The sequence below is a fragment of the Martelella sp. AD-3 genome (genome assembly GCF_001578105.1).
Taxonomy (GTDB): domain Bacteria; phylum Pseudomonadota; class Alphaproteobacteria; order Rhizobiales; family Rhizobiaceae; genus Martelella.
In genome coordinates this window covers 929,211-954,061 of sequence record NZ_CP014275.1, presented here as the reverse complement: position 1 = coordinate 954,061, position 24,851 = coordinate 929,211, and the positions used below count along the sequence as shown (strand labels likewise).

At 62.0% G+C, this 24,851-nt stretch carries 28 protein-coding genes; 10 read left to right on the top strand and 18 right to left on the bottom strand.

Going from position 1 to position 24,851, the window contains the following annotated elements; all coding sequences use genetic code 11:
* Positions 1-30 precede the first annotated feature (30 nt).
* The gene (gene fba, locus AZF01_RS04350; protein WP_024706613.1) at positions 31-1,095 is read right to left on the bottom strand and encodes a class II fructose-bisphosphate aldolase; all 1,065 of its coding nucleotides are present in this window, start codon (positions 1,093-1,095) and stop codon (positions 31-33) included.
* 247 nt (positions 1,096-1,342) lie between these two features.
* Here fba and AZF01_RS04345 point away from each other — a divergent pair, with 247 nt between their 5' ends.
* Genes AZF01_RS04345 through AZF01_RS04335 form a run of 3 tightly spaced genes read left to right on the top strand, consistent with a single transcriptional unit; the run spans position 1,343 to position 2,918 of the window.
* Positions 1,343-2,107, top strand: a complete 765-nt coding sequence (locus AZF01_RS04345) for a DeoR/GlpR family DNA-binding transcription regulator (protein WP_024706612.1) — start codon at positions 1,343-1,345, stop codon at positions 2,105-2,107.
* Positions 2,108-2,152: 45 nt separating this feature from the next.
* A complete protein-coding gene (locus AZF01_RS04340) occupies positions 2,153-2,545 on the top strand; it encodes a group II truncated hemoglobin (RefSeq protein ID WP_024706611.1) in 393 nt (130 codons plus the stop codon).
* Positions 2,546-2,549: 4 nt separating this feature from the next.
* The gene (locus tag AZF01_RS04335; protein WP_024706610.1) at positions 2,550-2,918 is read left to right on the top strand and encodes a DUF423 domain-containing protein; all 369 of its coding nucleotides are present in this window, start codon (positions 2,550-2,552) and stop codon (positions 2,916-2,918) included.
* A gap of 3 nt (positions 2,919-2,921) precedes the next feature.
* Here AZF01_RS04335 and AZF01_RS04330 read toward each other — a convergent pair whose 3' ends face one another.
* From AZF01_RS04330 to AZF01_RS04320, 3 genes are all read right to left on the bottom strand, one after another.
* Positions 2,922-3,293 carry a VOC family protein gene (locus AZF01_RS04330; protein ID WP_024706609.1) on the bottom strand — a complete coding sequence of 124 codons (372 nt, stop codon included), beginning with the start codon at positions 3,291-3,293 and terminating at the stop codon, positions 2,922-2,924.
* Complete coding sequence (locus tag AZF01_RS04325) at positions 3,294-3,608, bottom strand: antibiotic biosynthesis monooxygenase (RefSeq protein ID WP_024706608.1); 315 nt, start codon at positions 3,606-3,608, stop codon at positions 3,294-3,296.
* A gap of 241 nt (positions 3,609-3,849) precedes the next feature.
* A complete protein-coding gene (locus AZF01_RS04320; RefSeq protein ID WP_371260692.1) occupies positions 3,850-4,191 on the bottom strand; it encodes a DUF2325 domain-containing protein in 342 nt (113 codons plus the stop codon).
* A gap of 260 nt (positions 4,192-4,451) precedes the next feature.
* On the opposite strand from AZF01_RS04320, the gene AZF01_RS04315 reads away from it, so the two are divergent.
* Positions 4,452-4,814 (top strand): STAS/SEC14 domain-containing protein, encoded by a 363-nt coding sequence (locus tag AZF01_RS04315; protein WP_024706606.1) that lies wholly within the window; start codon positions 4,452-4,454, stop codon positions 4,812-4,814.
* Positions 4,815-4,817: 3 nt separating this feature from the next.
* On the opposite strand, the gene AZF01_RS04310 is transcribed toward AZF01_RS04315, so the two are convergent.
* The 5 genes from AZF01_RS04310 to AZF01_RS04290 all read right to left on the bottom strand — a co-directional run bounded on the left by AZF01_RS04310 (position 4,818) and on the right by AZF01_RS04290 (position 9,050).
* Positions 4,818-5,615 (bottom strand): extensin family protein, encoded by a 798-nt coding sequence (locus tag AZF01_RS04310; RefSeq protein WP_024706605.1) that lies wholly within the window; start codon positions 5,613-5,615, stop codon positions 4,818-4,820.
* Positions 5,616-5,752: 137 nt separating this feature from the next.
* Positions 5,753-7,150 (bottom strand): NAD(P)(+) transhydrogenase (Re/Si-specific) subunit beta, encoded by a 1,398-nt coding sequence (locus AZF01_RS04305; RefSeq protein WP_024706604.1) that lies wholly within the window; start codon positions 7,148-7,150, stop codon positions 5,753-5,755.
* A gap of 12 nt (positions 7,151-7,162) precedes the next feature.
* Complete coding sequence (locus tag AZF01_RS04300) at positions 7,163-7,576, bottom strand: proton-translocating transhydrogenase family protein (protein ID WP_024706603.1); 414 nt, start codon at positions 7,574-7,576, stop codon at positions 7,163-7,165.
* Complete coding sequence (locus tag AZF01_RS04295) at positions 7,576-8,727, bottom strand: Re/Si-specific NAD(P)(+) transhydrogenase subunit alpha (RefSeq protein WP_024706602.1); 1,152 nt, start codon at positions 8,725-8,727, stop codon at positions 7,576-7,578. Before AZF01_RS04295 ends, AZF01_RS04300 begins: the two co-directional genes overlap by 1 nt.
* 98 nt (positions 8,728-8,825) lie before the next feature.
* Positions 8,826-9,050, bottom strand: coding sequence for an aa3-type cytochrome c oxidase subunit IV (locus tag AZF01_RS04290; protein ID WP_024706601.1), 225 nt, complete (start codon positions 9,048-9,050; stop codon positions 8,826-8,828).
* 287 nt (positions 9,051-9,337) lie between these two features.
* Here AZF01_RS04290 and AZF01_RS04285 point away from each other — a divergent pair, with 287 nt between their 5' ends.
* Positions 9,338-9,916 (top strand): TRAP transporter small permease subunit, encoded by a 579-nt coding sequence (locus tag AZF01_RS04285; protein WP_024706600.1) that lies wholly within the window; start codon positions 9,338-9,340, stop codon positions 9,914-9,916.
* Positions 9,909-11,687 (top strand): TRAP transporter large permease subunit, encoded by a 1,779-nt coding sequence (locus tag AZF01_RS04280; RefSeq protein ID WP_024706599.1) that lies wholly within the window; start codon positions 9,909-9,911, stop codon positions 11,685-11,687. Before AZF01_RS04285 ends, AZF01_RS04280 begins: the two co-directional genes overlap by 8 nt.
* A 228-nt stretch (positions 11,688-11,915) precedes the next feature.
* Here AZF01_RS04280 and AZF01_RS04275 read toward each other — a convergent pair whose 3' ends face one another.
* A complete protein-coding gene (locus AZF01_RS04275) occupies positions 11,916-13,034 on the bottom strand; it encodes a TRAP transporter substrate-binding protein (protein ID WP_024706598.1) in 1,119 nt (372 codons plus the stop codon).
* A gap of 275 nt (positions 13,035-13,309) precedes the next feature.
* Between AZF01_RS04275 and AZF01_RS04270 the strand changes: the two genes are divergently transcribed.
* A complete protein-coding gene (locus tag AZF01_RS04270) occupies positions 13,310-14,068 on the top strand; it encodes a gamma-glutamyl-gamma-aminobutyrate hydrolase family protein (protein ID WP_024706597.1) in 759 nt (252 codons plus the stop codon).
* Positions 14,069-14,109: 41 nt separating this feature from the next.
* On the opposite strand, the gene AZF01_RS04265 is transcribed toward AZF01_RS04270, so the two are convergent.
* Positions 14,110-14,544 carry a hypothetical protein gene (locus AZF01_RS04265; protein WP_024706596.1) on the bottom strand — a complete coding sequence of 145 codons (435 nt, stop codon included), beginning with the start codon at positions 14,542-14,544 and terminating at the stop codon, positions 14,110-14,112.
* Positions 14,545-14,620: 76 nt separating this feature from the next.
* On the opposite strand from AZF01_RS04265, the gene AZF01_RS04260 reads away from it, so the two are divergent.
* Positions 14,621-15,055: a MarR family winged helix-turn-helix transcriptional regulator gene (locus AZF01_RS04260; RefSeq protein ID WP_024706595.1), complete on the top strand. Its 435-nt coding sequence runs from the start codon at positions 14,621-14,623 to the stop codon at positions 15,053-15,055.
* A 2-nt stretch (positions 15,056-15,057) separates the two neighbouring features.
* Here the strand turns inward: AZF01_RS04260 and AZF01_RS04255 are convergent, their stop codons facing one another.
* Together AZF01_RS04255 and AZF01_RS04250 are read right to left on the bottom strand one after the other, a co-directional pair.
* Positions 15,058-16,017, bottom strand: coding sequence for a 2-hydroxyacid dehydrogenase (locus AZF01_RS04255; protein WP_024706594.1), 960 nt, complete (start codon positions 16,015-16,017; stop codon positions 15,058-15,060).
* A 57-nt stretch (positions 16,018-16,074) separates the two neighbouring features.
* On the bottom strand, positions 16,075-17,115 hold the full coding sequence (locus AZF01_RS04250; RefSeq protein WP_024706593.1) for a LacI family DNA-binding transcriptional regulator: 1,041 nt from the start codon (positions 17,113-17,115) through the stop codon (positions 16,075-16,077).
* 220 nt (positions 17,116-17,335) lie between these two features.
* Between AZF01_RS04250 and AZF01_RS04245 the strand changes: the two genes are divergently transcribed.
* Both AZF01_RS04245 and AZF01_RS04240 read left to right on the top strand, forming a co-directional pair.
* Positions 17,336-18,400, top strand: coding sequence for a GTP-binding protein (locus AZF01_RS04245; RefSeq protein ID WP_024706592.1), 1,065 nt, complete (start codon positions 17,336-17,338; stop codon positions 18,398-18,400).
* Positions 18,400-19,386 carry a WD40 repeat domain-containing protein gene (locus AZF01_RS04240; RefSeq protein WP_024706591.1) on the top strand — a complete coding sequence of 329 codons (987 nt, stop codon included), beginning with the start codon at positions 18,400-18,402 and terminating at the stop codon, positions 19,384-19,386. Before AZF01_RS04245 ends, AZF01_RS04240 begins: the two co-directional genes overlap by 1 nt.
* A 374-nt stretch (positions 19,387-19,760) precedes the next feature.
* Here AZF01_RS04240 and AZF01_RS04235 read toward each other — a convergent pair whose 3' ends face one another.
* The 5 genes from AZF01_RS04235 to AZF01_RS04215 all read right to left on the bottom strand — a co-directional run bounded on the left by AZF01_RS04235 (position 19,761) and on the right by AZF01_RS04215 (position 24,705).
* On the bottom strand, positions 19,761-20,165 hold the full coding sequence (locus AZF01_RS04235) for a F0F1 ATP synthase subunit epsilon (RefSeq protein WP_024706590.1): 405 nt from the start codon (positions 20,163-20,165) through the stop codon (positions 19,761-19,763).
* 72 nt (positions 20,166-20,237) lie between these two features.
* The gene (gene atpD, locus AZF01_RS04230; protein WP_024706589.1) at positions 20,238-21,674 is read right to left on the bottom strand and encodes a F0F1 ATP synthase subunit beta; all 1,437 of its coding nucleotides are present in this window, start codon (positions 21,672-21,674) and stop codon (positions 20,238-20,240) included.
* 23 nt (positions 21,675-21,697) lie between these two features.
* Positions 21,698-22,576 (bottom strand): F0F1 ATP synthase subunit gamma, encoded by an 879-nt coding sequence (locus AZF01_RS04225; protein WP_024706588.1) that lies wholly within the window; start codon positions 22,574-22,576, stop codon positions 21,698-21,700.
* Between the two features lie 30 nt (positions 22,577-22,606).
* Entirely contained in the window at positions 22,607-24,139 is a 1,533-nt protein-coding gene (gene atpA, locus AZF01_RS04220; RefSeq protein WP_024706587.1) for a F0F1 ATP synthase subunit alpha, read from the bottom strand.
* Positions 24,139-24,705, bottom strand: coding sequence for a F0F1 ATP synthase subunit delta (locus AZF01_RS04215; RefSeq protein ID WP_024706586.1), 567 nt, complete (start codon positions 24,703-24,705; stop codon positions 24,139-24,141). The genes atpA and AZF01_RS04215 overlap by 1 nt, the downstream gene beginning before the upstream one ends.
* Between the last annotated feature and the right edge of the window lie 146 nt (positions 24,706-24,851).

Sequence of the window (24,851 nt, the reverse complement as noted above, 5' to 3'; positions counted from 1 at the left end):
AAGCGGCCTTTTGGCAGCGCCTGCACCCGCTCAACCGATCTTCGGCGAAAGCGAGCCGTCGGCGTAGCGCCTGGCCATGTCCGACAGCGGGATCGGCTTGATCTTTTCGGCGTGGCCGGCCGTGCCGAAAGCCTCGAAGCGCTCGATGCAGAGCTTGGTCATCGCCTCCATGGCGGGCTTGAGATATTTGCGCGGGTCGAACTCCGACGGGTTTTCGGCAAACACCTTGCGGATCGCGCCGGTCATGGCCATGCGGTTGTCGGTGTCGATATTGACCTTGCGCACGCCGTGCTTGATGCCGCGCTGGATTTCCTCAACCGGCACGCCCCAGGTCGGCTTCATCTCGCCGCCATATTTGTTGATGATTTCCTGCAGCTCTTCCGGCACGGAGGACGAGCCATGCATGACGAGGTGCGTATCCGGCAGGCGGCGGTGGATCTCCTCGATCACGTTCATCGCCAGCACTTCGCCATCGGGCTTGCGGGTGAACTTGTAGGCGCCGTGGCTGGTGCCCATGGCAACGGCAAGCGCATCGACCTGCGTATCCTTGACGAACTGGACGGCCTGGTCAGGATCAGTCAGAAGCTGGTCGTGGTCGAGCTTGCCCTCGAAGCCGTGGCCGTCTTCCTTCTCGCCCTCGCCCGTTTCCAGCGAACCGAGAACGCCGATCTCGCCTTCCACCGACACGCCGGCCCAGTGCGAGAAGTCACAGACGCGTTTCGTCACGCCGGCATTGTACTCATAGTCGGCCGGCGTCTTGCCGTCGGCCTTCAGCGAACCATCCATCATCACCGAGGTGAAACCGTACTGGATCGCCGTCATGCAGGTTGGCTCGGAATTGCCGTGGTCGAGATGCATGACGAGCGGAATGTCGGGATAGAGCTCGGCCAGCCCGTCGATCAGCTTCGCCAGGATCAGGTCGTTGGCGTAGGCGCGCGCGCCGCGGCTTGCCTGGATGATCACCGGCGAGGACGTCTTCTGGGCGGCCGCCATGATCGCCAGCCCCTGCTCCATATTGTTGATATTGTAGGCGGGCACGCCATAGCCGTGTTCGGCGGCGTGATCGAGCAATTGTCTCAAGGTAACCCGGGCCATAACAAATTCTCCTGTTGCCTGACCAACGCCATAGCCGACGCAGGCTTGAATGTGATTGCCAAGCGTCAAGCCGCGCCATCGGCGCATGGCCTTATTGTGAGTCAATGATAATGCGGGAATGCGAAATCACAAGATTATTTTATAAATATCATTATATTTGTTATTTTAATCGTTTCTATATGTGATATATACCGCTAATCTTGATGTTATATCAATTATTCGGACACATACGGCGAAGGAGAATGCCTTGAAGGCGGATGAAAGACGCGCGGCGATGATGGCGCTGCTGATGGAGCGCGGTACGGCCAGCGTGGAGGAATTGAGCCAGCGTTTCCGGGTTTCCAAGATGACGGTGCATCGCGACCTCGATGAGCTGGAAGCGTCCGGTCAGCTACGCAAGATGCGCGGCGGCGCTTCCGTCCAATCCTCGGCCATGTTCCAGGCCGATTTCCGCTATCGCCAGAAAATCGCCGCGGGCGAGAAAGCCCGGATCGCGGCGGCCGCCGCCGCATTCATCGAGCCCGGCATGACGCTGATGATCGACGATTCATCGACCGCGGCCAATCTCGCAGCCCACCTGTCCCAGCGCCTGCCGTTGACTGTGATATCTAACAATCTGAGTGTGATATCCGAACTGGCCGGCGTCGCGGGCATCGAGCTGATGGCGCTCGGCGGCCAGTACAGCCGCAAGTTCAACGGCTTTTTCGGCCTCCTGACCGAGGACGCGCTGCGCGGGCTTCGCGCCGATATCGGCTTCATCTCGGCCTCGGCCATCTATGAGGGCGAGGCCTTTCACCAGGATCCGGAAGTGGTCCAGACCAAACGGCTGATCGTCAAGGGCGCGGAACGGCGCGTGCTTCTGGCCGACCATACCAAATTCGGCCGCCCGGGCCTGCATTTCCTGACCGGTCTCGAGACTTTCTCCGCCGTGCTGACGGGCGACGAACTGGACGAGGCGCAGCGCGCGGTGCTGACGGAAAAAGGCGTTTCGCTGCATTGCATCCCTGCCTGAAATGGTTACATCGGAGAGACGAAGCAACGATCCGGGCATGAAGCGATGGACGCAAAGGAAACGATCAGCCTCTACGAGGCCATTGGCGGGGCCGATACGGTCGAACGCCTGACGCGCCGTTTCTATGAACTGATGGACAGCCTGCCGGAAGCGGCCCATTGCCGGGCGATCCACCCGGACGATCTTAAGGGGTCGGAGGCGAAGTTCCGCGACTATCTGACGGGCTATCTCGGCGGACCGCCGGTCTATGTGGAAAAACACGGCCACCCCCGGCTGAGGATGCGCCACATGCCGGCGCCGATCGGGCCGGAAGAGCGTGACGAGTGGCTCTTGTGCTTCCGCCGTGCGCTGGAAGAGACCGTGCCCGACATGAAGCTGAGGGCGATCATCCTGCCGCCGGTGGAAAAGCTCGCCTACCACATGCAGAACAAGGCCTGACCCAATGACCGCCCTGACGCTCCCCGCCCGGATATTGCTGTTCTTCGCCGGCCTCACGGGCGCTGCCGGCATCATGCTGGCGGCAGCCTCCTATCACGGCGACAGCGCGGTGCTGCTTTCCGCAGCCCTCGTCTGCCTCGCCAACGGCCCGGCGCTGATCGGCCTTGCCCTGCTTTCCGTGCGCACGGCAGCCGCTCTTGCCGCTGGCATTCTGATGGTTTTCGGGACGGTGATGTTTGCCGGAGACCTTGTGGCGCGCGCCTATCTGGGCTTCGGCTTCTTCCCCATGGCCGCCCCCATCGGCGGCACATCGGTGATTGCAAGCTGGCTGCTGGTCGCCCTTGCCGCCCTGATGCCCGCGCGCAAGGGCTGAAGGCTATTCCGCTTCTTCGCCTGGAATGCGCCCGAAGCGCAGCAGATTGCCGTGCGGATCGTAGACGTAGAATTCCTTCATGTTCCATTCGCGCAGCTTGAAGCCGCGCTCATCCACGATGCCGCGCATCGAGAACTCGGCGTGAAGCGCATCAATGCCGCCGCCGCGGATATAGATCGAGGTGTTTTCACAAAGTCCGCGGTCGTCCGTCAGCCAGAAATGCAACTCCATCCCCGGACGCCTCAGGATGAGGTAGGTCCCATCCTCGTGCACGACTTCAGAGAGGCCGAGCTTTTCCGTGTAGAACGCCTTGGTCTCGGCAAGATCAAGTGACGGCAGGACGGGCAGGACGGCAATGTCGACCGGATCAGCCATTCATGCGCCCTCCACGCTGTTGAAACCCTCGAATTCCGGGTGGCCGAGATAGTTCACCTTGCGCTCGCCGGCATTCCTGTGGGCGTCGCGGAACTGCTCGGAACGGGTCCAGGCGGAAAACGCATCCTCGTTCTCCCACAGCGTATGCGATGCATAGAGCGTGTAGCCCTCGTCCTCGAAGGTCTTGCCCCTGAGAAGATGAAAGGAGATGAAGCCGTGCAACTCGGAAAGCCGCGAATCGCGCCCTTTCCATACAGCTTCGAATTCCTCCTCGGAGCCAATGGCAATCCTGAACCGGTTCATCGCGACATACATGGAACACCTCACGCGGTTTGTCATACTGATAAGAAATGGTTGCGCCGGCAGGCGAGGTCAATCACCTCGGCCCGGCTATTCCCGCCGGAAGGCGGTCTTGTGGAGTCTCGAGGGGTGAATGGGAGAATGGCGGCTTCGCCAGGCGCCGCAAGGCCTACGCCGCCGATCGTCGCACACCTGCAGCCAGGCCACGCATGCAGCCCGATCAGGCCGACCGCCCTGCCCTCATACATCCCGCCTATCACGAATTGCGCTCGCTCATGGTCTGCAGCGCGCGTTCCAGCGAGGACTTGGAGCCGTTGCGCAGCGGAATGAAGGCCTTCTTGAATTTCTTGCAGCCGCTCTTGACGCGCACGCAGGCATCATGGCTGATACAGTCGATCGGACAGAAAACGCAGTCGACCGAGGGCAGCACCCTGTCGATACGCGAGACCGCCTCGCGCAGGCCGCCGTCGTGATGGATCAGTTCGGCGCCGAAATCATCAGCCACTGCGCGCAAATGGGCGACCTGACAGTCGCGCCCGCCGACATAGAGAAAACTGCGGCCATTGAGCCCCTCAGGCGCCTCGGCGACGCGGGTCACGTCCTGGACACCGCTGTTCGGCGGGTTCTTCGCCTGTTTACGCTTGTGCTTCTTCGCCAATTTCGCCCTCCCGGCCTTGCCGTTCCGTTGATGACGGGGAAACCCTATAAAACATGATTAAAAAGGTAAAGTATAAATATGACTAATCCACTCATGTTTTATATCGCAATGGCCGAACGGTTCTTCGCCGGCGGTCACAGCTTCTTTCACTGGCCTTGCCGCGCCGACCGCGCTAAAAAGGCGCAAAATGGAGGCCTTATATGCTCGAGAAGATCGAAGACCTGCCGGAAAACATCATCGGCTTCACGATACACAATGCGCTGAGCGCGAGCGATTATCAAAATGTGCTGCTGCCGGCGCTTGAAGAACACAGTTCCAGCCATGACGGGCTGCGGCTGCTTCTGGTCACCGCCAGCGATTTCGCGGGCTCCGATATCGGGTCGGCGATGGGCGGCCAGCCCTTCCGCCGTTCGGAACCGCTGGCCTTCAAGAGCATCGCCATCGTCAGCAGCAATCGCGGCTTCACGCAGGCCGTGCAGATGTTCGGCATGCTTTTCCACGCGGACGTGAAGGTATTCGAGCCCGAACAGCAAGACGCCGCCGTCACCTGGCTGGAACAGTAAGCGTCAGCGGCAATAGCGATATCCCCGGCTGCGCTCGATCACGTCGAGATGCATGTGATCCTGATGAGTCGCGTCGCTGCCGGGAGACAGGACGGTCGAAAAGAACAGGCAGGCCGAGGCGCTTGCGGTGCGCTGGAACGCGCCGGTGAGGCTGCCATCCTTCCTGCGCGGCACCATGTCGATGGTCCTGCCGTTCGAAAAGGAGAGCGAGCGGATATCGACGGCATTGCCCCTGGCGTGTTCGGAAATCTTGCCGTCCGACCGGCTGTTGCGGTTGCGGCAGACATAGGTTGAAGCCTGGCGGACTTCCGTCAGTTTCGTGCCCGCGCCGAAGGCGATCTCGGCCGAGGGCGCGACATAGGCGGTAAGCCAGTTTGCCAGCGCCAGCGCGGTCTTGCAGCGCATTGTGCCGGCCGGCTGCAGCGGCACGCCGTCGGCCGCCATGGTAACGCTGAGCGGTCGCCCTATCCCGCACTGACCGGGATCATCAATCGTCTCCAGAACCTCGTATTCGACGCCCAGCGCCGTCAGCGCCGCGGTGCAGCGGGCAAATTCGCCATCATCTTCCATCGGGGGCGCAGGGTCTTCGGGCGCGACCGTTTCCGAGACCTCGGCGTCCTCTCCGGTATTTTCCGATGCCGGTTTCGCGGGTTGCGCGCTCTCCTCCTGCCCCGCGGCCGGTTCGAGATCGTCCGGACGCTGCTCCGGCACCGGCGGGTTTTCAGGCATGTCCATGCTCATCGTCGAAAGGCCGGCGGCAACAATGAGCGGAAACACAAAGAGCGGGCGGACAAGCTTCACGGCAGTTTCCTCATGATCAATCGTTAGGGTTGAACGCCGGACAGCATGCGGAGGTTCCGCCAACAAAGCCGCCCACGAAAACGAAACGCCCCGGTCTTCTGCAAGATCGGGGCGTCAGGATGGATGCGCGGGAGCGATCAGTCCATCGCCTTGACGATGTCCTCGGTCATCTTCTTGGCGTCGCCGAGCAGCATCATCGTTCCGTCCTTGTAGAACAGCTCATTGTCGATGCCGGCATAGCCGGAGCCGAGCGAGCGCTTGACGAAGAGGCAGGTCTTGGCCTTGTCGACGTCGAGGATCGGCATGCCGTAGATCGGCGAGGTCTTGTCGTCGCGGGCTGCCGGATTGGTGACGTCGTTGGCGCCGATCACATAGGCCACGTCGGCCTGGGCGAATTCCGAGTTGATGTCCTCCAGCTCGAACACCTCGTCATAGGGCACATTGGCTTCGGCGAGCAGCACGTTCATATGGCCCGGCATGCGGCCGGCAACCGGATGAATGGCGTATTTGACCTCGACGCCCTTCTCCTTCAACAGATCGGCCAGTTCCCTGAGCGCGTGCTGGGCCTGGGCGACCGCCATGCCGTATCCGGGCACGATGATCACCTTGGAGGCGTTCTCCATCAGGAAGGCGGCATCGTCCGCCGAACCGGTCTTCACGTTGCGCTCAACCTGGTCGCCGCCGCCCGAGGACGCCGTCTCGCCGCCGAAGCCGCCGAGAATGACCGAGATGAACGAGCGGTTCATGCCCTTGCACATGATGTAGGAGAGGATCGCACCCGAGGACCCCACAAGCGCGCCGGTGACGATCAGCGCCATGTTGCCGAGCGTGAAGCCGATGCCGGCAGCCGCCCAGCCCGAATAGGAGTTCAGCATCGAGACCACGACCGGCATGTCGGCGCCGCCGATGGGGACGATGATGAGAACGCCAAGCACCAGGGCAATGATGACGATCAGCCAGAAATGGATCGGGCTCGCCGTTGCCGAAAGCGAGACGACGAAGACGACGAGCGCCACCAGAAGCGCGATGTTGATCGCATGACGGCCGGGCAGCATGATCGGCTTGCCGGACATGCGGCCGTCGAGCTTGAGGAAGGCGATGATCGACCCGGTAAAGGTGATCGCGCCGATCGCGGCGCCGATCGCCAACTCGATCAGGGCCCGAAGGTGGATATCATCGGGAACGCCGATATTGAAGCTTTCCGGCGAATAGAGCGCGGCGGCGGCCACCAGAACGGCGGCAAGGCCGACGAGCGAGTGGAACCCGGCCACGAGCTGCGGCATTGCCGTCATCGGAATGGTGCGGGCGATATAGGCGCCGATGCCGCCGCCGATTGCCAGCGCCAGCACGATGAAGACCAGCGCCGAAAAGCCGGGCTTGGCCAGAAGCAGGGTCGTGCCGATGGCGATCGCCATACCGACCATGCCGTAGATATTGCCCTTGCGGCTGGTCGAGGGATGCGAAAGCCCTCGAAGCGCTAGAATGAAGAGAACCGCTGATACGAGGAACAGCAAGGCTGCAAAATTGACTGACATGTTCCGACCGCCTTACTTGTCCTTTTTCTTGTACATCGCCAGCATGCGCTGGGTGACAAGAAATCCGCCGAAAATATTGATGGCGACGAGAATGAGCGCCACGAAGCCGAAGCCGGTCGCAAGGCCGCTCGCCGAAAGGCCGACCGCCAGAAGCGCGCCGACGACGATGACCGAGGAAATGGCGTTGGTGACGGCCATCAACGGCGTGTGCAGCGCCGGCGTGACCGACCACACGACATAATAGCCGACAAAGACGGCGAGCACGAAGATCGCCAGCTGGAACACGAAGGGATCGATCGCCCCGCCCGTCGCGCCATGGGCAAGGGCTGCCAGCGAGCCGTCCTCGAAATTGCCGAGCGCGGTCTTGGCCTGCTCCAGCGAGGTGATCGCCTCGTTGATGGAGGTGGTGACATCTTCAAAAGCCATCAGGCCTCTCCCCCGGCGACCGTGCCGCCGAATTTCGGATGAACGACCGCGCCTTCATGCGTCAGAAGCGTCGCGGCGACGAGCTCGTCCTCCCGGTTGATGTTGATTGCGCCGCTCTCCTTGTCGACCAGGGTCTGGAAGAAGGTGAGCAGGTTCTTGGCGTAAAGCAGCGAAGCGGATGCCGCGATCCGGCCGGGCAGATTGAGGAGGCCGATGACGGAAACGCCTTCGACCGTGGCGACCTTGCCGGCTTCCGCGCCCTCGATATTGCCGCCGCGCTCGACGGCGAGGTCGACGGCGACCGAACCGAGCTTCATCGCCGACAGCATCTTACGGGTGACGAGCCGCGGCGCGGGACGGCCGGGAATCAGCGCGGTGGTGATGACCACGTCCTGCTTGGCGATATGGGCGGCAACGAGTTCGGCCTGCTTGGCCTTGTATGCGTCCGACATTTCCTTGGCATAGCCGCCGGCGGTCTCCGCCGCCTTGAACTCGTCATCCTCGACGGCGATGAATTTCGCGCCGAGCGAGGCGACCTGTTCCTTCGCTGCGGGACGGACATCGGTCGCCGACACCACAGCCCCGAGCCTGCGCGCGGTCGCGATGGCCTGAAGACCGGCGACGCCTGCGCCCATGACGAAGACGCGGGCGGCCGGCACCGTCCCCGCCGCGGTCATCATCATCGGCATGGCGCGGTCGAACACGGCCGCCGCCTCGATGACGGCCTGGTATCCGGCAAGGTTTGCCTGCGAGGACAGCACGTCCATCGACTGCGCGCGGGTGATGCGCGGCATCAGCTCCATGGCGATGGCGGAAATCCCCTTTCCGGCCATGGCGGCAAGCGCCTCTTCATTGCCGTAAGGATCCATCATGGCGACGACGATCGCGCCGCTTTTATAGGCTTCGTATTCGTGAGGCTCCGGCCGGCGGACCCTGAAGATCACATCGGCGCTGGCAGCTGCATCGGAACCGGCGATTTCGGCGCCGGCTTCCCGGAAGGCATCGTCGTCGATGCCGGAAGCAAACCCAGCGCCGGATTCTATGACGATATCGAGGCCGAGCGCCTTCAGCTTCTTGACCGTGTCGGGCGAGGCCGCCACACGCGTCTCCGCGAAGGCCGTCTCTTTCGGCACAAATAGTGTCTTGCTCAAACTTGTCTCCCAAAGACAGATCGAAACGCGCAACAAGGGAGCGCAGCACTGCGTCTGTCATGCCGCGTTTCTAGGAACGGATACGCCCGGACGGACGCTCAGCGGAGAATATAGATGCCGATGGCGCTGATGAGAATGAAAATGATCAAGCTGCCGATGAAACCGAACGGGCCAAGCAGGCCGGCCGCCATCGCCACCAGAAGCGCCACGAGGTGAACCGTGCCGTATTTGGTTCCGTTGAGGAACAGCTTGTAGGTGTTGGCATGCTCCGCATAATCCACTTCGTCAGCGGGTTGCGTCGCGCCCGTTTCAACATTCTGCATCAATCCCTCCTGTCAGCCCGGCGCTGCCGGCCTTTCGGCGACAGTCCTGTTCCGGACAATGTCCCATAATCCGCTTCCCGATTACCACATCCGACGCGCCCGGGGCAACAATCGCGCGACGCCAGCGACGGCACGGGGAACCGCCAGGCAAATATCATGTCCGCATCTCCGGCCGGGACGGACAAAAAATACAAAATGGCGGCGTTTTTCATCCCATATTGTACCAAAGGCATGTTGCGTGGCCTTGACAACTTCCATTAAGGAAGTCGGACGGTTTGGAGGCCCCAATGAAACCACTGATAACAATAAGCCGAACCATCGACAGGCTGAATGAATTCATCGGACATTCGGTGTCCTGGCTGCTCCTCGTGGCAGTCCTCGTCAGCGCCGGCAATGCGGTGAGCCGAAAGCTCTTCTCGCTTTCGTCCAACGCCATGCTGGAACTGCAATGGTATCTTTACGGCGCCGTCTTCATGCTGGCGGCCGCCTATGCGCTGTTGAAGAACGAGCACATCCGGATCGACATCCTGTCGTCTTCCTGGAGCAAGCGCACCCGCGACTGGATCGACCTCATCCTGCACACAATCTTCCTCGTGCCCTTTGCCGGGATGATGATCTATCTCGCCTGGCCGTGGTTCTGGCGCTCCTTCGAGAGCGGCGAGCATTCGACCAATGCCGGCGGGCTGATCCTCTGGCCCGCGAAGTCCTTTATCCTGATCGGCTTCATCCTGCTCCTGCTGCAGACCTTTTCGGAGATCATCAAGCGCGCCGCGGTCATTTCCGGACATCTGAAGGAGAACGATCATCTCTATTCGGACGCCGGCAACGCCGCCCATATGATGACAGAGGACAGGCCGAATGACTGACCTGATCGCGCACAACCTCGCGCCCATCATGTTCATCTCCGTGATGGCGATGCTGCTTCTGGGCTATCCCGTCGCCTTCACGCTTGCCGCGGGCGGCCTAGCCTTTTTCGTGCTCGGGGTCGAATTCTCGTCGATCTCGCCCGAAATCACCCTGTTCTGGCCGCTGCTGCAATCCCATCCGGACCGTTTCTTCGGCGGCATCATGTCGAACGAGACGCTGCTGGCAGTGCCCTTCTTCACCTTCATGGGCATCATCCTCGAACGTTCGCGCATGGCCGAGGACCTGCTGGACACGATCGGCCAATTGTTCGGTCCCGTGCGCGGCGGCGTTGCCTATGCCGTCGTGCTCGTCGGCGCGCTGCTCGGGGCCACCACGGGCGTTGTCGCCGCATCGGTCATGGCCATGGGCCTGATCTCGCTGCCTGTCATGCTGCGCTACAGCTATGACCGCTCGTTCGCCACCGGCACGATCGCCGCGTCGGGCACGCTGGCGCAGATCGTGCCTCCCTCGCTCGTCCTCATCGTCATGGCCGATCAGCTTGGCCGCTCGGTCGGCGACATGTATGTCGGCGCGCTCTATCCGTCGCTGCTGGTGATCGCCGCCTACTGTCTCTACGTGTTCGTGGTAACGATGATCCGCCCCAAGGCGGCCCCGGCGATGCCGGCCGCAGCCCGCACGCTGGGCAGCGGTGTGATTTCCCTGTTCGTCATGATCGCCGTCGCCGTCGCGCTCTATTTCCTTGGCTACCACATCCTGTTCACGGGCCTCGGCGATGCCTGGCGGCTGGTGGCGGCCATGGTCTTCGGCGTCGTCGTCGTCTATCTGGTGGCGCTTGCAAACGACCGGATGAAGCTCAACCTCCTGTCGCGGCTCAGCCAGCAGGTGATCATCGTGCTGGTACCGCCGCTGGCGCTGATCTTTCTCGTGCTCGGCACGATCTTCCTCGGCATCGCAACGCCGACGGAAGGGGGCGCCATGGGCGCCACCGGCGCGCTCATCCTGGCGCTCGCCAAGGGGCGGCTTGATCTGAATTCGCTCAAGAAGGCGCTCGACAGCACCACCAAGCTCTCCGCCTTCGTGATGATGATCCTGATGGGCGCGCGCGTCTTCAGCCTCACCTTCTACGGCATCAACGGCAATGTCTGGATCGAGGAACTGCTGACCGGGCTTCCCGGCGGCGAATACGGCTTCCTGATCGTCGTCACCATCATCGTCTTTATTCTCGGCTGCTTCCTCGATTTCTTCGAAATCGCCTTCATCATGGTGCCGCTCCTGGTGGCGCCGGCCGAGGCGCTGGGCATCGACCTGATCTGGTTCGGCATCATTCTGGGTCTCAACCTGCAGACCTCGTTCCTGACCCCGCCCTTCGGCTTTTCGCTGTTCTACCTGCGCTCGGTGACGCCGGCCGGGGAATGGACCGACAAGGGCACGGGCAGGATCATGCAGGGCGTGCGCACGCTGCAGATCTACAAGGGCATCATCCCCTATATCGTCATCCAGTTCCTCGCCATCCTGGCGGTGATCTTCTTCCCGAAGCTCGTCACCCACTACAAGGACGAGGTTGTGACCGTCGATCCCGATTCGGTGACGATCGAGATGCCCTCCTTCGGCGGCAGCGTCGACGATCCGTTCAACCTCGACTTCGGCGGCGGTGACGGCGGCGCAAGCGATCCCTTCGCGCTTCCCGACTTCGGCGACAACCCGGATAACGGCGGCTCGGGCGGAGATAGCCTCAATCTCGACGACCCGCCGAGCCTGAACTTCAACTGAGGTATCGGCGCAGGCAAAGCAGCGAAAACCCCGGAAGCAGCCGCTTTCGGGGTTTTTCTTCCTGGCAAAGAATGTCTTCTCTGCGCGTCATCATCGTGCTCGACACGAGCATGACGCCTGCGGGGAAGGCCGATGGAGGCAACAACCTGCGTCCCTTTGGCTTTGTCAGCAAAAAACCCGGAAGCGGTCGCTTCCGGGTTGTCCTTTATGCGCCAGAACCTGCCCGGATCAGGCGAGCGGCTTGATCTGGCCGGCGTTCTGCAGGGCCATCATGAACTGGTCATAACGGAACTCGCAGGTCTTCAGCCAGCCATAGGCGGCGTTCTTGTACTCGGTCTGGTCGTTGTAGATCTTCTTGAAGGTCGGGTTCTCCGCGCCGAGCTCGGCATAGACTTCCATGGCCGCGTTGTAGCAGGCCTGCATGATCTCCGTGCTGTAGCCCTTCATGACCGCGCCGTCACCGATCAGTTCGCGGATCGCGACCGGGTTCTTGACGTCGTATTTCGCCATCATGTTGGTGTTGGCGAAGGCGCAGGCGTCATCGAGCGCCGCCTGGTAGTGCTTCGGCAGCTCCTGGTATTTCGCCTTGTTGAAGAAGCCGTGGATGACCGGGCCGCCTTCCCACCAGCCGGGATAGTAGTAGTATTTGGCGACCTTGTAGAAGCCGAGCTTCTGGTCGTCATAGGGGCCGACGAACTCGGCGGCATCGATCGTGCCCTTTTCGAGAGCCGGATAGATATCGCCGCCGGCGATCTGCTGCGGCACGACGCCGACCTTCTCCATGACCCGGCCGGCAAGACCGGCGATGCGCATCTTCAGGCCCTTCAGGTCGTCGACGGTGTTCACTTCCTTGCGGAACCAGCCGCCCATCTGGGCCCCGGTATTGCCCGCCGGCAGGCCGTATACGCCGTAACCGTCATAGAACTCGTTCATCAGCGTGTTGCCATTGCCCTCGTAGAACCAGGCATTGGAGAGCCGTTGGTTCAGGCCGAAGGGAATGGCCGTGCCGATGGCAAAGGTCGGGTCCTTGCCCCAGAAATAATAGGAGCAGGTATGGGCCGCCTCGACCGTGCCGCTCTGCACCGCATCAAGCGCCTGCAGGCCGGGAACGATTTCACCGGCAGCATAGCACTGGATCTCGAAATTGCCGCCGGTGGCGGCCGAAACATGATTGGCGATGTCTTCTGCGCCGCCATAGATCGTGTCGAGCGACTTCGGAAAGGACGAGGTCAGACGCCAGGTCACTTTCGGGTTTTCCTGCGCGATCGCAGGCGCGGCAAGCGCGGTTGCCGCAGCGGCGCCAACGCCACCGGCGCCGACCTTTTTGATAAACGAACGACGGTCCATAGATACCTCCCAAAATGTGATGCGTCCGCACCCGTTCTCCTCCGGCGGACGTCTTCGAAAGCAAAGCACTTTGGTTGATTTGTTTCAACTCTCGCCTGCAGGCGAAGGAGACTTTTCTGCCCCGAATTCCGGCCCGATACGACCAATGTCTAATGGTCCGCGATCACGGGCTATTATCGTCCGATCAGAATTTGCCATGGACGTGCGGCGCGGATTCGTTTGACAGACCTCCGACAAGGCGACATCACTTCGAAAAAACCGCCAGCGGAGCCACCATGCCGAAACCGATCGTCGCCGTTCCTGCCGATACCTGTTTTTTCCGGGAGACCACCTGGCATGCAGCGCAGCAGCAATATGTCGGCGCGGCGCTGGACGTCGCCGGCGCGATGAGCTTCATCATTCCCGCGCTTGGCGAAGCGCAGGAGATCGACGCCATGCTCGACCGGGTCGACGGGGTGATGATCACCGGTTCGCGCTCCAATGTCGCGCCGGCGCTCTATGGCAGGACCGAGGAGGAGCGCGACGGCCCCTTCGACCCCGGCCGGGATGCCACGACGCTCCCGATGATCCGACGCGCGATCGAACGCGGCATGCCGCTTCTGTGCATCTGCCGCGGCATCCAGGAGCTCAATGTCGCCCTTGGCGGCACGCTGGTGAGCGAGGTGCACGAGCTTGAAGGGCGCATCGACCACCGTCAGCCGCCCGAAGGCGACCGCGACGCCCTCTTCATCATCCGCCAGCCGGTGCATGTGAAGGAAGGCACCTGCCTTGCCGATATTCTCGGCCCCGGCGAGATCAAGGTCAATTCTCTGCACCGGCAGGCAATCGGCGACGTCGCGCCCGGGCTTGCGGTCGAGGCCATTGCGCCCGACGGCACGGTGGAGGCCGTCTCGGTCATCGGCGCGAGGAATTTCGCCGTCGGCGTCCAGTGGCATCCGGAATACTGGGCGAAGACAGACGAAACGTCGCGCAGGCTGTTTGCGGCTTTCGGCGATGCCGTTCGGGCCTATGCCACCGCCGCCGGCCGGACCTGACGCCCGGCCCGGACGGCGGCGATCGATGATGCGGAGCGCGGTCAGCGGCGCTTTGCCGTCATCCGCCGCCCGTCGCGCATGTTCATGCCCATCAGCGAGATGTTGATAGCGCCGAAGACGAGCTCGAGCGCCTGCACGACGTAGAAGGACGCGTCAAACGCGCCTGCCTGCGCCTTTGAGGCGAGGAACAGGGCGCACGGGATCAGCACCACAATGCCGTTGATGGCGATGATCGGCATGCGCCGGCGCTTTGCCGCCACAAGCGGCCCGCGCATTGGCCGCGCCAGGCGGAAGCCGGAAAACCCCGCGAGCGCCAGGAGCGGCACAAGCAACAAGAAGCCCCAGGGGATCGATGTCTTGACCAGCGTGACGAGCGCCGGCCCGGCAAGCGTTTCCGCAAGAACGGTCGAAAGCCAGAATGCGATGATGAGAGCCAGGGCCAGGCCTCCGGCGACGGGATGCAGGGTCTTCAGCATGTCAGTGCTCCATTCATTATTATATAGCTTGCTATATATAATTGCATAGCTTGCTATGCAAGTGTTATCGAACATCATGACCTTTTCAAAAGACGATTCCGCCGGCTATCTCGCCAACCATATGGCGCGCCTTTTCGAGCGCGGGCTTGCGGCCCGCATCCGGCCGCTCGGACTGACCACGGGCACCTTTCCCGCTCTTCTGGAACTTTGGGACCATGACGGGCTGACGCAGAAAGAACTGGTGGAGCGGCTGGATATCGAACAGGCGACGATGGCCAACACGCTTTCGCGCATGGAGCGTGACGGATTGATCAGGCGGGAAAGGGACCTTGAGGACGGCCGCGTTCAGCGCATAAGGCTGACGGAACGCGCCCGCGCCCTGCGCGCGCCAGCCGTCGCCGCAGCCACGGCCGAGAACGAAGACGCCCTCTCCGGCCTTTCGGCGGAAGAGGGCGCGCAATTTGTCGGCCTTATGCGGAAGGTCATCGAAACCAGAAGGCAGCGGTCCTGACGTCAGGCTTTCGGCGGAACCGGCGTCTCGGGCACGGGCGTGACCGGCCGCCCTTCGGCAAACCAGCCCTTCAGATTGTCGGCGACAAGTTGGCCCATTCCCTTTCTGGTCGGCACAGAAGCGGAAGCCACATGCGGCAGCAGGCTGACATTGTCGAACCCCCGAAGCGCCTCGGGCACATGCGGCTCATCATAAAAGACATCGAGGCCCGCGCCGCCGAGCGTGCCGGCCTCAAGGGCGGCGATCAGCGCGTCCTCGTCGACGCTCCAGCCGCGCCCGACATTGACCAGAATGCCATCGGGGCCGAGCGCCGACAGGATTTCGGCATTGACCGCTTTGTGCGTCTCCGGCGTCTTCGGAACGATGCAGATCAGCGTATCGACGGCTTCCGCAAGCGAGGCCAGCGTCGGATGATAGGCATAGTCGACGCCCTTTTTCGGGCTGCGGGTGTGATAGGAAATCTCGACCTTGAACGGCTCCAGCCGGCTTGCGATCTCGAGCCCGATCCGGCCGAGACCATAGAGCCCGACCTTGCGCCCCTTCACCGAAAAGGGCGAGAGCGGGAAATTGCCCTCGCTCTCCCAGCGGCCCTCGCGCAAGAACCGTTCTGCCGCATAGAGACGCCGGACGGCATTCAGAAGAAGCGCCACAGCGGTGTCGGCAACCTCGTCATTCAGGACATTCGGCGTATGGGTGACGACGATTCCGCGTTCTGCGGCATGGGTCGTGTCGATGCCGTCATAGCCCACGCCCGGGCAGGCGATGATCTCGAGATTGGGCAGCGCATCCATCTGCTCGGCGGAAAAGCCGCCAAAGGCCACCACGGCCCTGATGTCGTCAACCTTCGCGCCAAGCGCGCCGGGACCGGCCTCGGGCATGCTCACCAGTTCATAATCGTCCTTCAAAACGCTCTGGACAAAGGGGTTGAGGCTTTGTGAAAGCATGACGGTTGGTTTGGGCATGGATCCTCCCGGGAACGTTCTGGTTATGAAAGGGTTATCAGAAGATGTAGCAGGGCCTCAAAGCGCAAGATAGCTCTCGGCGGTTTCGCGGTAGGGGCCCGTCGACTGGCGGATGCGCATTTCCGGCTTGATGAGATGCATGCCGTTCGGCGCGTTCGAGCCGGCAAGCCTGTCGAGCAGCGCCCGCGCCGCCAGCCTGCCTACCTCGGCCTGGCCGTTCCAGACGGTGGTAAGCGACGGCGTCGAGATCGAGGCCTCTTCGAGATCGTCATAGCCGGTGACGGAAATATCGGCGCCCGGCGTCAGCCCCGCGCGCGAAATGCCGTTCATCAGGCCGATCGCCACCAGATCGTTCCAGCAGACCGCCGCCGTCGGCTTTTGCGGCAACGACAGAAAATGCACCGCGGCCTCGAAACCGCCCTGCTTGGTGCGCGGGCCCGGAATGCGCAGGCCCGGATCGACCGGGATATTGGCTTTCTTCAGCGCATTGACATAGCCTGCATAGCGGTCGCGCCCGGTCGAGGTCTGGTCCGTGCCGCCGATCATGGCGATGCAGCGGTGGCCGAGCCCGATCAGGTGATTGGTGGCAAGCGCGATGCCGTAGCTGTCATCGCCGCGATAGGTCGGCAGGTCCAGCTCCTCCATGGTGCGAGCGACGAAAATGGCCGGCATGCCGTTGTCCTCGGCCAGTTGCACATCGGCCGGCGGCGTGCCGATGGCCGGCGACATGATCACGCCGTCGCCGCCGAGCTGCAGCAGCGTCTCGATGAAATTGCGCTGCTTTTCGACCGAGTCGTAATGGTTGGAGAGAATGAAGGTGTGCTGGTTGCGGTCCAGCTCGCTCTCGATGGCCTTGAGGATTTCGCCGTAGAACGGGTTCATGATGTCATGAACGACGACGCCGATAATGCCGGAGCGCGATGTCCTGAGGCTGGCGGCCCGGCGATTGTAGATATAGCCGAGTGCACGCGCCTGTTCCTTGATCCGCTCGCGCGTGGCGGTGGCGACAAGCGGGCTGTCGCGGAGCGCCAGCGATACGGTGGCCGTCGATATCCCCAGAGATTCGGCGATTGTGGAAAGTTTGACTTTCTGGGCCACGGCTTTTCTCCCGGTGAATGAAGGCCTCGCGCTGCGTGTCTTGATTTAAAAATTTAATTCAAAAACCGCGAAGAATTCAACATAAAAGCAAAAATCGGTTTAATTTTCCCGGGAAACCACCGTGGAACCTGACTTTTCACAAGCAAGCCAGGCATTGCTCCGCCTTGCTGCCAGGCGCCATCACCCTTATATAGTCGGAAAATCCTTCAAAGGAACGATCATGACTGACACGCAAGCAGCTCCGCCCATTCCGGTGACCGTGCTGACGGGCTACCTGGGCTCGGGCAAGACCACCCTGCTCAACCGGATTCTCTCGGAAAATCATGGCAAGCAATACGCGGTCATCGTCAACGAATTCGGCGAGATCGGCATTGACAATGACCTGATCGTGGAATCCGACGAGGAGATCTATGAAATGAACAATGGCTGCGTGTGCTGCACGGTGCGCGGCGACCTGATCCGGGTCGTCGAGGGCCTGATGCGGCGCCCGCGTTTCGACGGCATCATCGTCGAGACCACAGGCCTTGCCGATCCGGTTCCCGTCGCCCAGACCTTCTTCATGGACGACGACGTCCGGGCCAAGACGGCGCTCGATGCCGTCATCACCCTGGTCGACGCCAAGCACCTGCCGCTGCGCCTGAAGGACAGCCGCGAGGCCGAGGACCAGATCGCATTCGCCGATATCGTGCTCCTGAACAAGACCGACCTGGTCAGCGCGGAGGAACTGGCCGATGTCGAAGGCCTGGTGCGCGCCATCAATCCGGCCGCCAGGATCTTCAGGACGGAGCGATCGGGGATCGAACTCGAACGCATCCTCAACCAGAACGCGTTCGATCTGAAACATGTTCTGGAGGACGACCCGCACTTCCTCGACCACGATCATGACGACCATGTCTGCGGTCCCGATTGCGACCACGACCATCATCACCACGATCATGATCATGATCACGAGCACCACCACCACGGGCTGTCCGACCATCACGACGTGACGGTGCAGTCGGTGTCATTGCGCGGTGGCGAACTCGACCCGAACCGGTTCTTCCCATGGATCCAGTCCGTCACCCAGAACCAGGGGCCGAACATCCTCCGCCTGAAGGGCATCCTAGCCTTCAACAAGGACGACGATCGCTATGTGGTCCAGGGCGTGCACATGATCATCGAAGGCGATCACCAGCGCCCCTGGAAGGATGGCGAAGCGCGCGAAAGCCGGCTCGTCTTCATCGGACGCGACCTTGACCGCGAAAAGCTCGAGAAGAGCTTCCGGGCATGCGAGGTCCGCAGCTGATGCCGAGCGTTGCGCCCGTCGACATCGACGACCACGTCATCGCCGCCGCCTTTCTCGGCGGAATTCCGTTCTTTGCCACGGCCGGAGGCCGGATCCACCGGCTCGACGACGGCGAGAAGGTGACGGAGGCCCATGACGGCCTCCTCACCTGCGTGCGCGATCCCTTCAGCCAGACGCTGATCACCGGCGGCGAGGATGGCCGCGTGCTCCGCCTTGCAAAAGACGGCTCCTTCGAGGAACTGGCAAGCGTGCCGCGCAAGTGGATTTCCGTCGTCGCCGGCGGCCCGCACGGGGCCGTCGCCTATGCCGTGGGCAAGGAGACGCGGGTGATTGCCAGCGGCGCGTCGCATCTCTTTCCCGAGGAGCGCAGCGTCGAGGCGGTCACGTTCGCTCCCAAGGGCCTCAGGATCGCGGCCGCACGTTATAACGGCGCCTCGCTGCACTGGGTTGCAGGCTCCGCCCCGCCGGTCGATCTGGAATGGAAGGGCGCCCATGTCGGCATCACCTTCTCGCCCGACGGGCGCTTTCTGGTCACCGCCATGCAGGAAAATGCGCTGCATGGATGGAAGCTGGACGGGAAGCTGTCGGCGGAAGCGCGCCACATGCGCATGAGCGGCTATCCGGCCAAGGTGAAATCCTGGTCCTGGTCGCCGAAAGGCAAGTGGCTGGCAACCTCCGGCGCGCCGGCCGCCATTGTCTGGCCGTTTTCCGGAAAGGACGGGCCGATGGGCAAGGCGCCGCTCGAACTTGGCACCCGCGCCAATATCCTGGTCACCCAGGTTGCCTTTCATCCTTCGGAAGAAATGCTCGCCATCGGCTTCATCGACGGCATGATCATGGCCGTGCGCCTTTCCGACCAGAAGGAAGCGCTCCTGCGCCGCCAGGGCAAGGGGGCGATCACGGCGCTCTCCTGGGACGAAGCGGGCGAGCGCCTGGCCTTTGCCTCAGAAGCCGGGGATTGCGGTATCGTCACGATTTCGGCATAGCCGCGCGTCCATGCGGACGTTTAATGATCGCTGCGGAGGACGAGGCCATTCACGTCCGGCGGACACCCTGAGGCCGCGGCCGGCCGTCCGGATGGGCCTTCAGCACGCCTGGCAGTCCGGAACCGGCCAGCACGGGCGCCCCGATCCCATGAATAACAACGATATTGCTGCGCAGCTTTTCCCTTAACTTTGTCATCCTCAGTCCGGCACCCTGACACCGCGTTACGCGCTGTTCATTTCCGCTCTGTGCCGCCGCTGCCCTGCCAAACAGCTCCTCGGCGCGTGGGCAAGTCCGAAAGGATAGCCAGAAAACGCGAAAAGCCGCAGCGAAAATGCTGCGGCTCGCGCGAACTCATGAACAATTCAGGGCGGGATCAGCCCGGGAAGACCGTCTCGTTCAGATGCGTCAACTCGTTCATCATCTGCTCGATGGCGCTCTTGTGCTCGCGATGGCTTGCATCGTCGAGTTCCTTGCGGAGCGCCTTGATGCGATGCTCGATGGCATCCGACGCCTCGCCGATCGGCACGGCTGTTTCGGCCAGAAGCGTGCAGGCATTGCCCTGGATATCGGCGAAGCCGTGGAAGACCAGGAACTGGAATTCCTTGCCGTCGTGATTCTTGAACTTCACCATGCCGGGACGAACCGTCGTCATGGTCGGCGCGTGATCCGGCATCACCGTCATCTCGCCTTCCGCGGCGGGAATGACGACGGCATCCGTTTCGGCGGAGGCCAGCAGCTTTTCAGGGGTCACCAGCTCGAAAATCATCGTGTCAGCCATGACGTTCCAATCTCTTGTCTTGCAAAATCACCGATAACCGATGGGCGGCGCTTACGCCGCCCGCCTGAAAGATCAGGCCGCCTCGGCGAGTTTCTTGGCCTTGGCGACAGCGTCGTCGATGGTGCCGACCATGTAGAAGGCGGCTTCCGGCAGGTGGTCGTACTCGCCCTCGACCAGACCCTTGAACGAACGGATCGTGTCTTCCAGCGACACCAGGATGCCCGGCGCGCCGGTGAAGACCTCGGCGACGTGGAAGGGCTGCGACAGGAAGCGCTCGATCTTGCGGGCGCGGGCAACCGTGAGCTTGTCCTCTTCGGAAAGCTCGTCCATGCCGAGGATGGCGATGATGTCCTGAAGCGACTTGTAGCGCTGCAGCGTCGACTGGACCGCGCGGGCCACCTGGTAGTGCTCCTCGCCGACGATCATCGGGTCGAGCATGCGCGAGGTCGAATCGAGCGGGTCGACGGCCGGGTAGATACCCTTTTCCGCAATCGAGCGCGACAGCGTGGTCGTCGCGTCCAGATGCGCGAAGGAGGTGGCCGGCGCCGGGTCGGTCAGGTCATCGGCCGGAACGTAGATGGCCTGAACAGAGGTGATCGAACCCTTGGTCGTGGTGGTAATCCGCTCCTGCAGGGCGCCCATGTCGGTCGCCAGCGTCGGCTGATAGCCCACGGCCGAAGGAATACGACCGAGAAGCGCCGAGATTTCCGAACCGGCCTGGGTGAAGCGGAAGATGTTGTCCACGAAGAACAGAACGTCCTGACCTTCGTCACGGAAGGATTCGGCAATCGTCAGACCGGAAAGCGCAACGCGGGCACGCGCGCCGGGCGGCTCGTTCATCTGGCCGTAGACCAGGGCGCATTTCGAACCCTCGGCCGAACCGTTGTTCTCTGCCGGATCGACGTTCACGTTGGATTCGATCATTTCGTGGTAAAGGTCGTTGCCTTCACGCGTGCGCTCGCCAACGCCGGCGAAGACGGAATAGCCGCCATGCGCCTTGGCGATGTTGTTGATCAGTTCCTGAATGAGAACCGTCTTGCCAACGCCGGCGCCGCCGAACAGGCCGATCTTGCCGCCCTTGGCGTAAGGCGCCAGAAGATCGACGACCTTGATGCCGGTCACGAGGATTTCCGCTTCGGTCGACTGGTCGACATAGGGCGGAGCTTCCTGGTGGATGGCGCGCTTTTCCTTGGTCTTGATCGGGCCGACTTCATCCACCGGCTCGCCGATAACGTTCATGATGCGACCGAGCGTTTCGACGCCGACCGGCACCTGGATCGGGGATCCGGTATTCTTGACTTCCTGGCCGCGAACGAGACCCTCGGTCGCGTCCATGGCGATGGTGCGGACTTCATTTTCGCCGAGGTGCTGGGCCACCTCGAGAACGAGCCGGTTGCCGTGGTTGTCGGTTTCAAGCGCATTCATGATGGGGGGCAGTTCGCCGTCAAAGGCGACGTCCACAACGGCGCCGATAATCTGCGTCACTCTACCGGTAGAGGCCTCAGCCATGATAAAACCCTCTTCTCAAGCTCTTACAGCGCTTCCGCGCCGGAAATAATTTCAATCAGTTCCGTGGTGATCTTTTCCTGACGCTGACGGTTGTAGGAAAGCGTCAGCTTGTCGATCATCTCACCGGCATTGCGCGTCGCATTGTCCATCGCGGTCATCTTCGCGCCCATCTCGCCGGCGGCATTTTCCAGCAGGGCGCGGAAAACCTGGACGCGGATGTTGAGCGGCACGATCTCGGACAGGATGGTTTCCGCATTCGGCTCGTAATCGTAAAGCGCGGACTCAGAGCGTTCTTCCGCGCCTTCCGGCGCCGAAGCCGGAATAAGCTGAAGGCCGGTCGGCACCTGCGAGATCACCGATTTGAATTCGGAATAAAACAGGGTGCAAACGTCGAAAGCGCCCTCGTCGAACATCTCCATAACGCGGTTGGCAACGTCCTCGGCATTGTCGAAGCCGATCTTGCGGACATCGCGCAACTCTTTCCGCTCAACGATCAGGTCGGCGAATTCGCGGCGCAGCGCATCATAGCCCTTGCGGCCGACGCAGAAGATCTTGACGGTCTTGCCCTTGGAAATCAGGTCACGCGCAGCAAGGCGCGCATGGCGCGCGATCTGCGCGTTGAAGCCGCCGCAAAGGCCGCGCTCGGCCGTGCAGACCACCAGAAGATGAACATCATCCTTGCCGGTGCCGCTCATCAGCTTCGGCACTTCCTCGCCCTCGCCGACGGCCGCCGTCAGGTCGGCCATGACGGTTGCCATGCGTTCGGAGTAGGGCCGCGCATTCTCGGCGGCCTCCTGCGCGCGACGCAGCTTCGCCGCGGCGACCATCTGCATCGCCTTGGTGATCTTCTGCGTCGCCTTCACCGAGGCAATGCGAAGCTTCAGATCCTTCAATGAAGCCATGGGTTATAAATCCCCGCTAAGATTACCTGGTTACTTGGAGAAGTTCTTCGCGAAGGCGTCGATCGCCGACTTCAGCTTGCCCTTCAGATCGTCACTCAGCGCCTTTTCCGTGCGGATGCCGTCGAGAACGTCGCTCGCCTCGCCGCGCATGTAGGACAGAAGACCCTGCTCGAACTTGCTGACGTCGCTGACCGGCAGCTTGTCGAGATAGCCGTTCACGCCGGCGAAGATCACGACGACCTGCTCTTCGGTCTTCAGCGGCGAGAACTGCTGCTGCTTCAAAAGCTCGGTCAGGCGCGCACCGCGGTTCAGCAGGCGCTGGGTCGCGGCATCAAGGTCGGAGCCGAACTGGGCGAAGGCCGCCATTTCGCGATACTGGGCAAGCTCGCCCTTGATCGAGCCGGCAACCTGCTTCATCGCCTTGATCTGCGCCGACGAACCGACGCGCGACACCGACAGGCCGACGTTCACGGCCGGGCGGATGCCCTGGTAGAACAGGTCGGTTTCAAGGAAGATCTGGCCGTCGGTGATCGAGATCACATTGGTCGGGATGAACGCCGAAACGTCGTTGCCCTGGGTCTCGATGACCGGCAGGGCCGTCAGCGAACCGGCGCCGCGTTCTTCCGAAAGCTTGGCCGCGCGCTCGAGAAGGCGCGAATGCAGGTAGAAAACGTCGCCCGGATAGGCTTCGCGGCCCGGCGGGCGGCGCAGCAGCAGCGACATCTGGCGATAGGCGACGGCCTGCTTGGAAAGGTCGTCATAGGCGATGAGCGCATGCATGCCGTTGTCGCGGAAATACTCGCCGATGGCGCAGCCGGCGAACGGCGCGATGTACTGCATCGGGGCCGGATCGGAGGCGGTGGCGGCGACGACGACGGAATATTCGAGCGCGCCGCGCTCTTCCAGCGTCTTCACGAACTGGGCGACAGTCGAACGCTTCTGGCCGACGGCGACATAGACACAGTAAAGCTTGTCGTTATCCGGGCCGTTGTCGTGGATCGGCTTCTGGTTCAGGAAGGTATCGAGAATGATCGCGGTCTTGCCGGTCTGGCGGTCGCCGATGACAAGCTCGCGCTGGCCGCGGCCGATCGGGATCAGCGCGTCGATGGCCTTCAGGCCGGTCGACATCGGCTCGTGAACCGACTTGCGCGGAATGATGCCGGGGGCCTTGACGTCAACAACAGCGCGGTGGTCCGAAGCAATCGGGCCCTTGCCGTCGATCGGGTTGCCGAGCGCGTCGACGACGCGGCCGAGAAGGCCGGGACCGACCGGCACATCAACGATGGCGCCGGTGCGCTTGACGACGTCGCCTTCCTTGATCTCGCGGTCCGAACCGAAGATAACGACACCGACATTGTCGCTTTCGAGGTTGAGCGCCATGCCGCGCACGCCGCCGTTGAACTCGACCATCTCGCCGGCCTGGACATTGTCGAGACCATAGACGCGGGCAATGCCGTCGCCGACCGAAAGCACCTGACCGACTTCCGAGACCTCAGCCTCGTCGCCGAAATTTTTGATCTGTTCTTTCAGAATTGCGGAAATTTCCGCGGCCCGGATATCCATCAGCCAACCTCTTTCAGTGAAAGCTTAAGTTTGGAGAGTTTCGTGCGCAGCGACGTATCGATCTGACGCGAACCGACCTTGACGATCATCCCGCCGAGAAGCGACGCGTCTTCGGTGATCTGAAGGGACACATCCTTGCCCGTCACATCCTTCAGCGCAGTCTTCAATTCCTGTTGTTGTTCATCAGACAGGGCATGGGCCACTGTCACTTCAGCCGTCGCCTGCCCGCGATAGGCGGCAACCTCGCCGCGATAGGCCGAGATCATGCCGGGCAGGACGAAAAGACGGCGGTTTTTCGCAACCAGCTTGACGAAATTGGCGACATAGCCGCCGATTTCCGCCTTGGCGAGAATGGCGGTCACCGCCTTCAGCTGCTCGTCGGCGCTGAAGACCGGGCTCATCACCAGACGCCGGAAATCGTCGCTTTCATTCAACAGCGCCTCGACACGGTCGATATCGGCGCCCACGGCGTCGATGCTGTCGTCTTCCTTGGCAAGTTCGAACAGAGAAACAGCATAGCGCTGCGCCACGTTCGACACAGATTGGGATAGGTCTGCCACAGGCACAAATTCCCCTTAAAAATCGGCGCGGGCCGTGTCGTCGCCGGCACTGCCCGAAGCCCTCAAAACCTCACAATATCCCCGGGAAACAGCAGGAAAAAACATGCTGGCCCTCCCAATAGTCGGGGTTCGTCTAGCACAGGTAAAAGCGA